General features: G+C 60.5%; 6 protein-coding genes. 2 read left to right on the top strand and 4 right to left on the bottom strand.

Annotation, left to right across the window (positions count from 1 at the left end):
• The first annotated feature begins 315 nt into the window (after positions 1–315).
• Together BM372_RS13000 and BM372_RS13005 are read left to right on the top strand one after the other, a co-directional pair.
• Complete coding sequence (locus BM372_RS13000; protein ID WP_090955854.1) at positions 316–2,613, top strand: UvrD-helicase domain-containing protein; 2,298 nt, start codon at positions 316–318, stop codon at positions 2,611–2,613.
• Between the two features lie 42 nt (positions 2,614–2,655).
• The gene (locus BM372_RS13005) at positions 2,656–3,651 is read left to right on the top strand and encodes a protein NO VEIN domain-containing protein (RefSeq protein ID WP_090955856.1); all 996 of its coding nucleotides are present in this window, start codon (positions 2,656–2,658) and stop codon (positions 3,649–3,651) included.
• 53 nt (positions 3,652–3,704) lie between these two features.
• Here BM372_RS13005 and drmB read toward each other — a convergent pair whose 3' ends face one another.
• Genes drmB through BM372_RS13025 form a run of 4 tightly spaced genes read right to left on the bottom strand, consistent with a single transcriptional unit; the run spans position 3,705 to position 15,459 of the window.
• Positions 3,705–5,798: a DUF1998 domain-containing protein gene (gene drmB, locus BM372_RS13010; protein ID WP_177235995.1), complete on the bottom strand. Its 2,094-nt coding sequence runs from the start codon at positions 5,796–5,798 to the stop codon at positions 3,705–3,707.
• On the bottom strand, positions 5,791–8,997 hold the full coding sequence (locus BM372_RS13015; protein ID WP_090955858.1) for a helicase-related protein: 3,207 nt from the start codon (positions 8,995–8,997) through the stop codon (positions 5,791–5,793). The genes drmB and BM372_RS13015 overlap by 8 nt, the downstream gene beginning before the upstream one ends.
• A gap of 4 nt (positions 8,998–9,001) precedes the next feature.
• Positions 9,002–10,807 (bottom strand): UvrD-helicase domain-containing protein, encoded by a 1,806-nt coding sequence (locus BM372_RS13020; protein ID WP_143111479.1) that lies wholly within the window; start codon positions 10,805–10,807, stop codon positions 9,002–9,004.
• On the bottom strand, positions 10,807–15,459 hold the full coding sequence (locus tag BM372_RS13025; protein WP_090955862.1) for a DEAD/DEAH box helicase: 4,653 nt from the start codon (positions 15,457–15,459) through the stop codon (positions 10,807–10,809). Before BM372_RS13025 ends, BM372_RS13020 begins: the two co-directional genes overlap by 1 nt.
• Positions 15,460–16,093: the final 634 nt, after the last annotated feature.

Raw genomic sequence — 16,093 nt, forward strand, 5'->3', positions numbered from 1 at the left:
GAGCTGCTGGCAACCGCGTCGGGCCAGACTACATGGTGCCGGGGCTGCGTTGCGGGAAGCGCTCGGGCAGATTTGGAGTTGTAGCCACTCTGTGAAATATCGGCCATTTCCGCGGCGTCAGGAGCAGGGTGGACCGGTGCCTGGTACATAATGGCGGGGGGCGTTTCGTCGCGAGGGTCGGCAGCAAGTCCAAGGTCGTAGCCGACATGCCGGACGGCGACGACAGGTGCGCCGATCTTGAGACGGCCGGTTGGGCCACTGTTGGAACAGACATCGACGAACTTCGCGAACTGCCGAAGGCGAAGGGAGCATGACATGGCGCTGGTGACATGGATCAAGCAGAAGGACAAGATCGACGGCGCCATGAAGAACAAGGTGTACGCCTTCTTCGAGAAGCTCCAGAAGGACGACACGGCGCCCGGGCTCCACATCGAACCGATGCATACGCCGGCAGATCCCCGAGTGCGAACGGGCCGGATCGATCTCAACTACCGGGCCGTGCTCTTCAAAGTCGCCTTCGACACCATCCCGCACTACTTCTACTACGGCGCCTGGCCGCACGACGAGGCTATCGACATCGCGCGGTCCAGCGTGCTCCAAGTGAACTCCATTAACGGCGTCCTCGAGGTCATCCGAGCCTCCACGCCCGACGATGAGCTGCCTGTCGTTCCGCAGATCCCGCCTGCCATGCCAGTTGTTCCTGACGCTCCGACGCCGGAGCCTGATGTCGAGTCTCAGGTTCCTGAAGAGGAGACCGGGTCGCGTCAGGAGGAGACATCCGAACTCTGGCTCAACCCGCTTCTGGGTTGCGGCATGGATCCAGCTGAACTTGTTTCAGAACTTGGCCTCGCCGCAGACCTTGTAGGCCGGGCATTCGCCGCGTGCTCGGACGAAGAACTCCTGGACGTCTTGGATGAGGCGCCGGAGTGGCAGGCGACTGCGCTCCTCGAACTGGCAGCCGGCACTTCCGTCCAGGACGTCCAGGACAAGCTCGCGCTGAGCCGCTACGAGGACGACCCGCGGGCGAGTGAAGAGGAGAAGATTCGGAAGTCGCTGGAGCATCCAGCCACGAAGATGCAATTCACGTTCGTGGGCGACAACTCGGACGAGCTCAAAAAGGTCATCGAAGGTGGAGATTTCGATTCGTGGCGCACGTTCTTGCATCCCGAACAGCGTGTCTATTCCGAGCGCCGATACAACGGCTCCTTCCGACTCTCGGGGGGTGCCGGAACCGGCAAGACGGTAGTCCTTCTCCACCGTGCCCGGATGCTGGCCGCGGCTGAACCGGCGTCGCGGATTGTTCTGACGACCTACACGACGACGCTTGCCGACTCGCTGGAAAGCGGGTTGTCAAAGCTGGATCCCGATCTTCCCCGGGCGGCCAAGCCGGGAGCACCCGGCATCCATATTTCCGGTGTGGACTCACTCGTCAGCAAAGTGTTTCGTGGAGCACAGGAAATCGAGCAGCGCCGCACCATGAAGGAACTTTTCGGCCTGGAGGTCTCCGCGCCGGGGAAAATTCTGGACATAGACGGCGCGCGGCAGCAGTGGGAGTCAGCCCTGGCCGACGTTGACCATCAGCTGGAGCTCGAGCTCGCCAATCCGACATTCTTGCAGCAGGAGTACGAGACGGTGGTCCTGCCCAACTTCATTAGTGACAAGGACGAGTACCTGAAGGTGCCGCGCGCTGGTCGCGGCACAGCCTTGAACCGCGCTAAGCGGCTCGCCGTTTGGAAGGTCGTGGAAGCCTACCGGTATTACAACAGGATCGAAATGCATGCCTCGTTCGTGGAGCTGGCGCACCTGGCTGCACTGGTGCTTCGCCAGCGTGCCGCGGCCAGCGGAGCGCGCCTTGTTGATCATGTACTGATCGATGAAGCGCAGGACCTGCACGCGGGCCACTGGCGGTTCCTCCGGGAGCTGGCCCAGCGGGGGCCGGACGACCTTTTCATTGCTGAGGATTCGCATCAGCGCATCTACGGCCAGAAGGTCCCGTTGTCCCGTTTTGGGATTGGCATCGTCGGCCGGTCACGCCGGCTGACTCTCAATTACCGCACCACGCAGCAGAACCTGGCGTACGCCGTCGGGCTTCTCAGCGGTGTCCCGGTGACGGATATCGAAGGCGATCAGGAGTCAATTTATGGCTACACCTCTTCGCGGGTAGGGCCGCGGCCGGAAGAAGTGGCGTCTGCTTCTATCGTTGAGGAACTGGACAACCTTGCTGTCTATCTGCGGAAGTGGAAAGACGAAGGGGTGCCGCTGGAGACGGTCGGAATCCTGGTCCGCTCCAATTTCCAGGTTGGCAAAGTCATCAACGGGCTGAACGAGCGCGATCTCGAAGCCAGGACGGCGGGTGTAGCGACGGTGCCCGGTGTGCCGTCCGTGATGACGATGCACCGCTCCAAGGGTATGGAATTCACCCGGGTTGTTCTTTTCGGGATTTCGGAACAAACCCTGCCAGCTTCCTATCAGGTGAGGGACCTGCCGCCGGCTGAGCGGGCCGACGCCATTCTTCGTGAACGGTCGCTGCTCTATGTCGCGGCCACACGCGCCCGGGACGGTTTGGTCGTGTCGTGGAGCGGAAAACCGTCAGAGCTGCTTGGTACAAAGTAGTTTCAATACTTAAGTGATATTCACAAACATTTGGGGGGAGAAATGACGGTTAGCACTGTCGGGAAAAAGGCGCGCTGGTGGGACGGGGACACCACGCAGCGTTACTGGATGGAACTGGTCAACGTGGACACCTGGGGGAGCGAGCTCATCGCACCCGACACATCCCGATACGACCTGATGCACGATGTTCGAGTTGGCGACGTCGTACTCCACTGGGTGGGAAAGAACAACCCGATGGGCTTCAAATCTGGGATGTACGGCGCCTCGATTGTGGCTGGCGAGTTGCAGCCTCGGGCAGGGGACTGGTTCGGTAAGCCGGCCAACACGATTCCCCTCACCAAGTACACCGCGCTTCCGCAGCCCTACTTGCTGACAGACCTCCGGGCGGACTACCAGGAGGACATTCTGGACGTCAAAAGTGACCTTGAACGCAACTTTACGGACACAGCTGGCCTCACGATTTACTTTCCGTTCCAGAAGCATCCGACCAGTGGGCTCAAACCGAATCAGGGCTATCTGTTCAAGATGCCCTCGGAAGTCGTCAAAACTGTCTACGGGTTGCTCCCTGACAGTGACTGGGGTGGATTCGACATTCCGCTCGTTGCGCCGCCCGTCAGTGGGCAGAACGGCGTCAAACAGAGCTACGCGGGCTTTTGCGCTGACCCGATACTGAAGAAGGCCATCGAGATGCAGGCAATTCGCCAGGCGAGTGCTCAGTACGAAGCAGCCGGGTACAGCGTCGAGGACGTCGGAGCCTTCCGGTCCTACGATCTGCTGGTAACACGCGGTGACGAAGAGCGTCACGTCGAAGTGAAGGGCTCTCAGGGATACGTGCAGAAGGTCATTCTGACGCGCAACGAGATCGCGCACGCGAATGACTTTGGTACAACGGATCTGGTTGTGGTGGCGGACATCCAGTGGGAGCGCCACCTTGATGGTTCTATATCCACCGAGGACGGGACGATGAGCGTCTACCCTGATTGGCGGCCCTCGCCGGAGAACCTGAAGCCGCTGAGCTACGAGTACTTCCTGGACTAAGGCAGGGTCTCGTACGTAGGGGGGGGGCGGAGGACCGACCCCCCTACGTCGTCTTAGTAGACCTTGTCGGCCAGCTTGTCTGCGAGGTCCGCCGGCGCAAAATCGTTCGTGTGGTAGGTAGTCCACCCCTGCTCTGCGAGCCAGTCGTCGCGTTCGTCATCACGCTCGACAAGTACTGCCACGCGCGAAGCCGCCCAGGACAGATCAACTTGCCACTGATTGTCGGGGCCGATATCGGCACCCCAATCCCCGAGCTCTACATCGACCTCCACGAGTTCGGGAATGAGTTCCTGGAGCTCGGGACCTGACTCGGAGTAGACAGTCAGCCAAGGGCTTTGACGCACGCTCAGAGGGATGTTGTCGCTGGGGGATATGTCCGAGACGCCACCAGGTTTCGCAACGCCAGTCGCGGCAATGGGGTTCAGCGCCGCCCAATCCTTGAAGCCAAGCCCAATCTGACCATGAACGCCAAACAGGGCACCGCGATCGAGATTGGAATTGAACAGCTCGCAGCTGGTTTCCGGTACAAGGACGCAGCAGTGGCAGGCTGCCAGGTTACGCGCATCGGTACCAGAACCGCGGGACTCGATGCAGACGGGATCCGCTGAACACCAGGACGTGCGGAACAGTCCTTCGTCCAAGGAAGGGCCGAGGCGCCCGGGGCTCGCCTGTGCAGCGATGCCGCCAAGGCTGCCTGCAGAGTCGGACGATGCCGTATACAAGAGCACTCCGACTTGGTCCGGACCTACATAGAGGCGTTCCCGAATAGACGACGCGGGGTAGCCAGCGTCCAGCGAGAGCTGGTCGATGATGATGTGGGAAAGCGTGTGGAGCAGGGTCTCAACAATGCTGACGGGAGTCGGGTCCTGGCCGCGCTGCTCAGCTGCACGCTTCGCATTCAGGCGGAGAGCTTTCTCACGGCCAGCTGCGAAGTCCGATTCAGCCCATGCCTCAACCTGTGAACGGTCCAGCGCCACAAAGAGTCCCTCGCCCAGCGTCTCAATCGCGGGCAGCCAATTCTGACGGTTGTCATCCGGAGATAGCGGCGACAACTTAGCATCAGGTTTGTCCTCACTCCTGGGGTGCAGACGGCTGAAGCCGTACAAAGCACGGACCTCCCTGAGCCGGGTGACTTTGCGTGCCGCCTTGATCCAGTGTTGGTGGGACTCAGGCACCGCCACTTTCTCAGCCACAAAGTCTGTGTCCGGGCTGTCGCGGCGACCGTTCATCAGTGCGAGGAACTCCTGCTCCCGCAGCTGGTCCTCGGAAAGCTCAGTCTCCTCACTGCCATGGAATTGGCGCTTTATTTCAGCGCGAAGTTCGTCGACGGAGAAGCGGCCGTCAAATTCCTGGACTACGCCCTCGAGTACCCACGTGGAACCGGGGTCCAGCGCCTGCGGTTGACTCAGCTGGGAGGCTTTTGACGTCACCACCTTGGCGAGAAATTCGGAATACGGCGGGATAGAGATTGCGGACCTCACCACCGGGAACCAAACATTCGAGGCGCCGCGCTGAACCGTCTTGGGTGCTTTGCCGCAGTCGCGTTCCCGGTAGCCATAACCGAGCCATGGCCGGTTTCCCTGGCACTTCATTTCCTTCAGCGCTATGGAGTTGAACGCGTCTGCCATGGTCCGAGATTTCCCGCACGAGCACCGAACCACCATGTCGGCGAGCGACGAAGTTCGGCCCTCGGAAGCGAGACTCAAGAGATGGTCGGCGCTGTCGTTCGGTGTGAACCCGTGCACCCAGTACGAATAAGGGAAGTCATCGATGTGTCCGTCTCCGCATGCCACCACAAAGCGGGACGGCGTAAGCGGAGCGAGGGATTTGCACATTCCGCATTTGGGGTCTTCGTATGGCGCCTGCAGTTGTTTGGCGGTTCCTATTCGACTGCAGATAGGGCATACGAGCATTTGGGGGAAACGGACGACGGGGATCTTTCCGCGCGCCCCGGCCGGCGGCAGCAGAAGCTCGGCGACTCTCAGGCTGCGCGCTAGCCGTGGTTCACTGACTGGCTTGAGTTGTTTCTTCTCCCATTGATCAATGCTCGTAATCATGAAGCTGTTGTTTTCGGCGGGGAAGAGGCTCCCTACGCCGAACGTGGAGATCAACTGGCTGCGTCGGGCAGCGTAGGTCTTTCTAGCCAAGGGAGGCGTCCTTCCTCATTGGGGCCGGCCGAAGGGCGGTCTCCGCATCAACGTCGCGCATGCTTCGAGGTGTCGGCCAGGGAATGCTGCTCGTGCTGTAGACGAAGTCGGGATCTTCGAGTGCCTTGCTGGAGTCGATAAGAAGGGAGCGAGGCGAATTTTTCTTTCCTTCGTACGGCAGGTCGGCGTCCTCCAGGGCAGCCTTTCGCCAGATGTTCAGGAGCCGCTCGAGCTCCTCGCGGGTTGAGGGAGCCTCCTCTGCGTCCACTGCAGCTACACGGTTGCCGATCCAGGACATAATTTCGTCTACGGCCGGGGACTCGTCTCTCACGTGGCCAGCAGTGCCCCGCAAATCGGGGACGAGCATCCGGAGCGCCGAGACGAGCGTGGCGTGCAGTCCGCGGTCGCGGGACCGAGCCGCGAATGGCGTGGCACTCGTGGCTTCCACGGCGCGATACAGAGCGCCGTGGAAGTCGTTGAACGACTCGTAGTGCGACCGGTCCCGCGTTCGCGCTGCGTTGAAGATAGTGACAACTAGGCCCGGGTGCTGGCGCCCCACCCGGCTCGTCGCCTGGATGTACTCAGCGCTCGACTGCGGCTGACCCATGACGGCCATCAACCCAAGGCGGTCCACATCCAGGCCGACCGAGATCATGTTGGTGGCAAGCACCACGTCCTCAGGCGTGAGGCCACTCATCAGGCTCTTTTCCAGTGACTTCAGGGCCTCGGGGATCTTATGGTTTTCCACGCGGCTGGTGAGCTCACTCAACTGGATTCCGCGCGCCCCCAACCGGCCCTCCCGCTTTGCCAGGAGATTAAGGCGAGCACGGACGTCGTCGTATACCTGAAGATATGCCGAGCCAAGCACGCGCAGACTGTTGAAGTAGCCGACCAGCGTCCAGTACGGGTCGCGGTCCTCGGTTGCGGCCCCTTCTATGACGTTGGATGAATGAAGTAAGGACGCATAGGTGCGAACCATCAGCGTGGCGTGGCTCGTACCGGACGCCAACACGCCGACATACTGCCGCGTTCCGAACTGGCCGGCGGGCGCCTTGCTGGCGAAGAAGGAATCGTCGGGGTCAAGCCCGGGTGGCGGGAACAGACTGGATGCGCGGTTGAAGACGGACCGGATCTGGTCCTTGGCTCGTCGAATCGTGGCCGTTGAGGCAATGATTTTGGGCCTCCGGTTGGCGGAGCCGCCTTCACGACCGATGCCGCTTGCCGCCAAATCGACCGCTGTTTCAAACAGGCCAACGGTTGAACCGAGCGGTCCCGAGATGAGGTGCAGTTCGTCCTGGATGATAAGATCCGGGCCAGAATCCGCGGCAGATATACGCCCGAACAGGGTGGCGATTTCACCCCGCCAGGACATCCCGGCAAACTTGTCCACGGTCCCGATCACGAGTTCCGGGCGCTCACGGTAGACGTCTGTGTCAATAATGTGGACAGGCAGGCCGTCCGCAAACTCGCACACCTTGTTCGAACAGCTGACGAGCATCCGGTCGGAGGGCACTTTGACGATCCGATAGTCGTCGACCGTGAGCCGAGTGCCGCACCAGGGGCAGGCTTCGATCTGCTTGGGGTTTCCTTCGACGACCTCCTGATTGTTCCGAAGCTTTCCCAGGTTCGTTCGTGCAGTTGCGATGTCGTTCGGCGTCGCACCTCCGCCCACCCAGAGTCCGATACCGAAGGGTGCACCGCCGACGCGAGTCTCATTCGCCAGCCGAACAGATTCCAGGGAGCAGATGAGCATGGCTGCACGCTCGAATTGTTGGATTGTCAAAAGTCGGAGGGTATAGCGCATGATCACGGCCACGCCCCGGACACTCGTGTTCCGTAGCCGTCGGAGCAGCAGGAGGTAAGCGACAAGCCCCAGATATGCTTCTGTCTTTCCTCCACCGGTGGGGAACCAGAGGAGATCAGCAATATCGCGTTCCGGATGCTGATCGTCGGTCACTGACGGCAAGTTAATGAGGATGAACGCAATCTGGAAGGGTCGCCACGCCTGGGAGCCAAGCTCAAAGTCGCCCTTGGCTCCCTTTCGCACCCAGTCCTGCCGTGAACGCTGCATGTGCATGGCCTGATTCGCCAGCTGGAACGCCTCAAAGGCCTTCTCGTCGTCGATCAACAGCTGAATACCCGCTTTGATGCGGTCATGAGCCGTCCCGGCCTGCTTCATGTGTTCGGCCGCGACACCCCGCAAGTGCGGCGGAACCTGGGCCGGGTCCTCTGCCGTCACCGAGTCACGGGAGACAGCGATCCACGAGGCGTAATCCTGAGCGAGCAGGTTCAACTGCGCGACGACACCACCGCGGGTAGCTGAACCCATGAAGGACAGCGACAGGTCGGCGTTGCTGACGCCGGCCATGGACCGGTGGACATCCTGCCGGGGAACAAACGTTGTGCTCACTCGTCGGCAGCGCCGGCCTTCGACGTCGGACGCCTCCACCTGGACGGCGCAGCCGTGCCCGGCGCCGAAGATCATGTGGTTTCGGTAGAGGAGCTCTGAAGAGGCCAGGTCAGGGTCCGTGGGAAGGCTGGTGCGCAGCTTGGAACGATCCACAAGAGCGGGCTTCGGAGTGTGAACGGAGAGTCCAGCCTGGAACCAGCACGCCACGTCTTTATCTGATGTCGGGTCAGGTTTGGGCTGGGTGTTCCGCAGCACCACGGTCACAGTGACGACGTCCTCTTCGGGAGTACGCACCAGGGCGTACAGCTCCAGGGCTCCGCCCTCCAGCAGATGCCGCTGGGGCCCAGCTGAAGCCAGGTCAATCACGATCTCGGGTAGTTCCGGTGGCGTACGCTGCCAGTCATATGCATCGCGGCGTTTGCTGCCGCTGTCCCGGACGGTAGGCACCGGGGCATACCTGGCGGCAGTGGGCGAGACGAGCAAAACCGTAGAAAGTGCTGTGTCAACGGAAACGGTCAAGCCCACGCTGCTAGGATAAGTCAGCCGCGCGTTGGCCACCGGGCTGTCCACGGAGGCCTCGCCAGAAGCAGCCGCCACGGACTCAGGCTCATCGGGCGCCTCTGAATAGGTGTCGTCTGCCGCCGGCCAGAGAACTCCCGTGACATACCGCTCAAGGGGGCGCTCGGTGATGAGCTCGTCGGATGCACCGGGCCCGTAGAGGTCCGTTACAAGCCGGTCCACCATTTCACGGCGGAAGGCGTATTTGCTGTCTAGGGTCGACACTGTCATTCTCCTAATCCTTGATCCGGCTGATCAGTCCGGTAAGCCGGGGTACCAGCCACATACCGGAGGAACCGAGCCCGGCGAGTCTCGTTTCCTCCGGGTGGCCGGTGGCGCACTCGATGGATGTAACCCGGGCACCGGTGAAGGCAATGGGCCACTCTTGGCTGCGGTTGCCCTTGAAGCCGAAATTTTTCTTCAGCGCGTAGGCGAAAGATTGACTGGTTCGGCCGAGCCGGCGGCCGTCGCTGGCGGTCAGCTCGTAACGCGGAATTTCACCGACCTCCGGCTGAGACTCGATGCGGCCGGAGACGACTTCACCCAGAAGATCACCCAGTACAAGACCGTCCTGAACCGCTTGAGCGTCTCCGTCGCCGGCGTAATAGGGCGAAACGTCGTCGATGTCCGAGTTCAAGAACTCCATACGCGCCGTGTACTGACCGTACTTGCCGTAGGCTTTCTCCAGCCATCGTCCCTTGGACCCGTCGGCGTGCTTGAGGATCTTCTTCGGCAGCTTGGTGGAGACGATCTCTTCTCGAGCCCGGCTAAGGGCCACGTACTTCTGCTTCAAAGTGGCTGCGTTCTGCTCTGCGGCCGGAGATCCGAACTCCGGTTGCAGATAGAGGACATTGGTGAATTCGAGCCCCTTGGCCCGATGCACGGTCGAAACGATCAGCGGAGCGACGTCGGCCACCGTCAGCGTCAACGGGACCGACCGGCTGCGCAGCCGTTGGCTGAGCTGGGGGACATCCAGGGAGTCGTATGCAGAGAAGTTGCCCTCGGCTGTCTTCAACGCGAGCCAACGGTCGGCTGCTGCCTCTCCCAACAGGTGGTGCAGGCGGGACTTGATCGCATCGGCGTCGTACGTCCTGTCTTCCAGATCCTTAAAGACCTGATGAACCCACGGCGCCACACTCATGTCCTGCGCCTTCCGCCGGATCAAGTGCGGATAACCGTTCTCCCACAGAAGTTCACTCGCGATGAGGACTTCGTAGTTGGTCGAACACAGCAGGGCTGTTGTGTCGCCTTCATTCGGGCTGAGAGCCCCTGACTCATTTAGTACGGAGGCGCTGGAAACTTCCCTGCGGAAGTCGTCGAGGAGGCTGTGTCCGGCCCCGCACGCTGGCTCGTCGAGTGCTCCCAGGTTGCGGATCTCGTCGCCAACGGAGATGAGACTCCTCGTTCGGTCGGTCACGGCCCTGTAGTGATTCGTCAGCGTCTGTTGCTCGGCGCCGAACTCATTGACGAGGGTCTCGATGAGCTCCGTCGAGGTGCGGGGGGATTCTGATTCTTCGAGCTGGAAGTCGTAAATGCCCTGCAATGGGTCGCCGAGCACGGTGAAACCCAGGTCGTCGCCGAGAGCGAAGAACAACGCCAAAACGAGCTCCGCGCGGTCTCCCACGAGGTCCTGAGCTTCATCGACCAGGATGTGCTTTAGGTAAGTGACCCGATCCGGCGTCTCGTCTCCGGCGATGTATCTCGTGGCCTTTCGAATCCGGGCGTCAAAGCTGTCGCCCAGAGACTCTTCTTCCATGTCGATCAGAATCTGCGCGGCAAAGGAGTCGAAGGTTCTGATTTGAAGCCCGTCAAGATCATGGATTCGTGCCCGCTTCCTGACAGCCTCGACGGCGGCCCGGGAAAAGCTCAGCACCAAAATTTCGTCGGCGGGGTTGAGGCCATCTTCCACCAGGGTCTTTACCCGAGCCAGAAGGACTTCGGTCTTTCCTTGGCCAGCCGCGGCCGTGACAAACATCCGCGCCTCTGGTTCTGCTTCAGCTACCGCTCGCTGACTAGCGTCAAGTTCAATCTCAGCGAGCACTAGGCGTTGTCCTTCCACAGGTAGTCGAGTTGGGTAAACGCCAGTTTGTGGCCGTATTGATCCACATTGTCCTTGACGTTGACGATCAGCACTTCTTCGCTTCCTCCATTGAGCGGCCCGCGCAGACCGCGTCCGATCATCTGGATGTATTTATTGGGTGAGAACGTAGGCCGGCAGACGTAGACGGCGTCGACCTTGGGTGCGTCGAAGCCTTGGGTAAGAACATCGAAGTTCGTCAGCACGCGGATCTTCCCTTTACGAAAGTCCTCGATGATTGAACGCCGATGGCCCAGATCGGTCTTGCCGGAAATAGCGGCGGCCGGAATGCCTTCAACGGAGAGGACAGCTGCGAGGGCCTCGGCGTGCTCTACCGAAGCGGCGAAGACCAGAGTCGGCCCCCTTGTTTCTGAAGCCTTGATGTGGTCCAGAATGGCTTCGTTGCGCTGGGTGCTGTCCGCTACCTGCTGAAGGTCGATCCGGGCCTCAAGCATCGCACTTTGGGAATCCTCGTCCGTGGCCGAGCGCATGTCCTTCAGCCTAAGCTCGATGCCCTTCAGCTCCTCATGGTTCACCCTGGCCAGGACGCCCATGCTCTGGAGATACTCGTGGGCATTCTCTGCACTGAACTCATCTGGCTCGATGAGGTTTCGCCCGAATCGGGCTACGAGTCGCTCAGTCTCCTTCTCGTTCGTCCCCCGATACGGGGTGGCCGAGAGGCCCAGCAATGACCGGGACTTTTCGGTGAACGATCGGCCGAACCAGGAAAGAACCGGGGTGTAAGAAGTTGCAGTCGCCCCGTGGGCCTCATCAATGATGACCAGGTCCGGGTTCGACATCCATTCATACATGGAGCGCCGGCTCTGATGGATGCTGGCGAGCGTTTGAATAGTTGCGACGACGAGGTGGAGCTTGGTTTCTTCCCGAATGGCGGTGTTCCCACCCCACAGCCGGCTTACCGCCATTCGCTCGCCGGGAGCTCCCGCCGCCTGCCAGACGTACGCCCATGTCTCGATGGCCTGCTCGCACAGTTCTTCAGATTGAGCAATCCAAATGACTAGGCGGTGATCTTCCTTTGGAGAAGTTTTGATGTCACGGATAACGGATTCAACGGCTACCCGTGTCTTTCCGGCACCCGTAGGCAACTGCACCAAGCCGCGGCTGTGCTTGGTATGCCCGGCAAGGAGGTCGACGATCTTCTTGCTGGTCGTTTCCTGGTATCGGTGAAGCGGGTTCAAACCCACCGGGCCAACAAACTCTTCGCGCTCCGGCTTCTTCTTGATTGGCTCTCCAGCCATGGCTGGGGAAAAGCCGAGCTCCTTGACGAACTCTTGGGCCGTGCGGCCGCCACGGAATTGGTCTGGGGTTTCGATGCCTGCTTCGGACAGCGCCGGCTTGAGCACTTTGAGGAGGCTGCTGCCGTGAAGATTGCTGACGATCTCGAATATCCGCTCGTCTGTTAGCTCCAGATCCCTGGCGTCAAGCATTTTCATGACCGCATCGGGGATGAGCTTCCGGAGGGTCTCGCGACCCACAAGCTCGGCCACCTTGCCAGCGTCGGTCTTCTGCCGGTTCACTCGTCCAATTCGAATCGCGGCGTCGTGGTCTTTCTTAAGTTGCCGCATTGTCTGCATGACCTGAGATGCAGATTTGTTGCTTCCGAATGCACCCAAGATAGTCGTCAGCAGAGCTTGCTCGGTTTGCGGCGCTCGGTAGTAGAGCACCCCGTCCTGCAGGATGGACGCCTTCGGAGTCGCTTCTGCCCGGGGATCAAAGCTGTTGGTGCGAACCTCACTAACCGCCGTGCAGGGCACACACACTGTCTGAACGGCGACTTCTCCTGCCGCCCGTTTCAGAAATGGGTACAAAGCCTTGATGCTTTGAGCGTCTTCGTTATCCACGGGCGTTACATCGACCGAAGTGTGGAATTCGACGGAGGTGGCCTCGACACCCCATTTATCCCTAAGTGCTCCGTCCAGTTCTGCGTTGCCTGTGAAGAGTGTCGGAGCGGCGGCCACATTTACCAGGAACTCGCGGCTTTCGCGGTCCAGCGCTAGGACCGTCTCGGACGTCAAGTAGCGGGTTTTCCGATCCGTGCCCAGCGGCACGACCAGCTCTTTGGGGGCACGGACTCCGAGGAGCGCCAGGGCGCCGTAGAGCTCATGGAGCTGTTGCACGGGCAATTTGGCTTCAGCCAGGGAAAGGACGTACGTCCAGTTAACCTGGCCGATGGCCGTGGGCAGGCGCAGGGCAATGGACTCTTCATGTCCCGGGTACGGCAGATAGTCACTCGGGATTCGCTCGACCGCACCAACACACTGCTTGGTATCCACCAACCCCAGAGGAGTATCCAATGAGCCATGCTGCTTGACCCACCAAAGGTCAGGTCCGTCGATGTTCTCCGCGCCGCGGAAAGAACTCGTAAATTCGATTTTCGTCGGATACTGCGGCCGACTCAAGAGCGTGCGTGTCACCTTTGCTCGGGTCGCCGCAGAAGCGTTAACCAGGAGATGCAGGCCATCGGTAGTCAACGCCTGGGTGAACTTGATTCCCGCCTCCGAAACGGGAGCGGGGCCGGTCCGGGACTCAGAAGAGATCCTGCTTGCTTCTGCCGACTTCCAGAGCTCGTAGGTTGAACCATCACGAGCCATTTGGGCCTCGCCCAGAGTTGTCCTTGCGCCCAGGTTTTTTAGGAGTGGGAGGTCGTTGCCGTGGAACCGGTCATCGACCAGCAGGTGCTCGTCCCCGATGTTCGACGGCGGGATGAGTCCGCCAGGTAGCCAGACGTCACCGAGCGGCCGCCATTTCGTATCGCGGCACCGGACGAGGATTCGCCTCGGTGTCGTCCGTTCATTGACGATCCCAAGGCTCTCTGGGACGGGAAGCGACCGGGTGAGCCGCCAGAGGGATTCGGCCAGCTCCTTGTCCGTATAGTCCTGGGCAACCTCGCTGGCTACCCGGCTGATGACTCCCCGGCCATCCTGAGCTTGAAGGTCCAAGGAGCGAAGATAGCTGTTGGCGCTGCCGTGGTGCATCAGGTCGTACGAGACCACGCTTGGCGATTCGTCGTCCGGACCTAGTGGCAAGAAGACGCGCGACGTAATGGGCGGCTGCACGCTGCCATCGGCCATTAGGACGATGCGGCTGCGGCGCATTGCTTGCTGGTATTCGCTGTAGGACTTGTCGATGAGGGCAGCCAATTGCAGGGCGTTCTCATAGTCTTGAAGCTCGCCACCAACGACGACCTCCTCCAACCATTCCTCGATGGAGGAGCGCTTGAGGTTGGCTTCGCCAAGGATTCGCATGACTTGGGACTCTCGACCGCGCAACGCCGCCGCGTGCAGCCAGGGTCGATCTCGCGGAATCCAAGAGTCCCACAGGTTAGTCAGCCGCGTGGCTTCGTCCATACTGGGTTGGACTTTGATCTCGCTGGGCATGCGTAGGGTTCCAGAGCGGTCCGGCAGGCAGGGGACGAACGGCAAGATCGCGAATATCGGTTTGTTAATGACTTCGTCGGCCCAGGAATATGACTCCCTTGCGCGGGAGGGGAGGATGTCCAGGAACAATGCCGGGTCTTCCTCCGAGCTCAGACGTGGGAGTGCACCCGCCACCATCCGAGGGAGTGCTCTGGTCAGGATCTCCTCGTTGTATCGGGTCTGGAGCATACTGTGACGGTCTTCGTTCATCTTGAAGGCGGCGTTCACAATGCCGCGCAGCGATGTCTCGTGCTGCGTGGGGAAGTAGTTCCAGAAACGCCCGAGCTTGGCGCGTTGGTTGCCAGTGACGGGTACCGCCCAAGTCACGTCAATGTGCTGACGGGCGACAATCGATCCTGCCTCAACAGCCGCGTGGGCGCTGACCTCATGCTGATGGTGGAAGACGAGCCATGCGTCGCTCTTGAGACCGTCGCCGAGCACTACCTTGTCGCCGTCCCTGGTGGCGGTCCAAGCCACGGCCGACTTCTGAACGCGGTCGTCGAATTCCAGTGAGCCGATTTTGCCCGAGAACAGCAGGAACTCCGGCGGAAATTTCTTCATTTCGTCAGACAGCCAACTGATGCTGCCCGAGAGTGGCAGCTTGACAACAGTCGTGGCCCACTCCATCAGCTCTGCAAGTACGGGGTCCAGGGTGCTTTCAAGGACGGCATCGACGGGCGTTGCTATGCGCAGAATCGGGTAGGCTTCCAGGCCGGGGTACAGCTTCTCCAGAGTTTCGCGGCTGCGTTCCTGGCTCCAGGAGACAGACCCGCTTCGACTGAATATCTGTGGAACAGCGGTTACTTGGATCACGGATTTGAAGCCCAATCCGAAGCGACCGATCGCATCATCCCTCTTCTCGGATGAGTGAGACAGCATCAGCGTTCGGAACCCGGCCTCGGTGAACGGTTGCCCTTCATTTGCGCAGTAGAGCGCGTCTTTGGTCAGAACAATTTTGATGCGGCCGCCCGGCTCGTTGATGGCATCGGCGGCATTCTGCACCAGTTCGTTGAGTTGCTTGCGCCCATACCCGCCCTGTGAGATGGCCGCTTCGATGTTGCTATGTTCGCGAATTAGGTCCGGACGTGCCCGGTACGCGTTGAGTGCGCTTTCAGTTTCTGCTGCAACAAACTGGCTGAGCGACGAAGCCGTCCCAGCCCATGATTCCCGAACCAACATCGGTTCCGTCCCCCATATTGAGATAAGTGCTCTCGGCCCCCGCCGAAGTCTTAACGACAATACTTACCACTGAGAGGCGACATTTCTGTGAGGCTCGGTCTGTGGAACGAAGTGTTCTACAACTGTTGCGCCAACTGGGCAGCTATGGCGCTTCCTACAGCAGTCGAAACCGCGTTGCCGGATTTGCCTGGCGATGGCCGTTTTGGACCCGATCCAGAGGCGGTCATCTGGGAACCCCTGGAGCTTGCGGCCTCGAGATGGGTGATGGCTCGGTGTTCAACCGGATGGAGATGCCTGCCCTTTTCGGGCTTGAAAAATTCGAATTCTTACGTCCGGACGGCTTGTCCCAATGCAGGAGAACTTCTGGCAGGTCGAATCGATTTCCGCCCAGGACGTACCCGGCAATGAAGGGTTTCACCCAGAGCTATGACGCAATTGTCGTGGGGACAGGTGAAGTTCGCACCGGCAGCGCCTGTTGATGGCATCCCCTCCACTGACGCTGCGGTGCCCGCTAAATCATGGCTGAAGGGAACCAAGCCTGCTGTGACCGTAACGGCGCAGCAAACCGGCGGGGCGCTGAAGGAATCACTTTTAGCTCCGCCCGCCTGCTGGGCTTTGACCCACGACGGGGTGA

This window comes from Arthrobacter sp. ov118 (assembly GCF_900116495.1).
GTDB lineage: Bacteria > Actinomycetota > Actinomycetes > Actinomycetales > Micrococcaceae > Arthrobacter.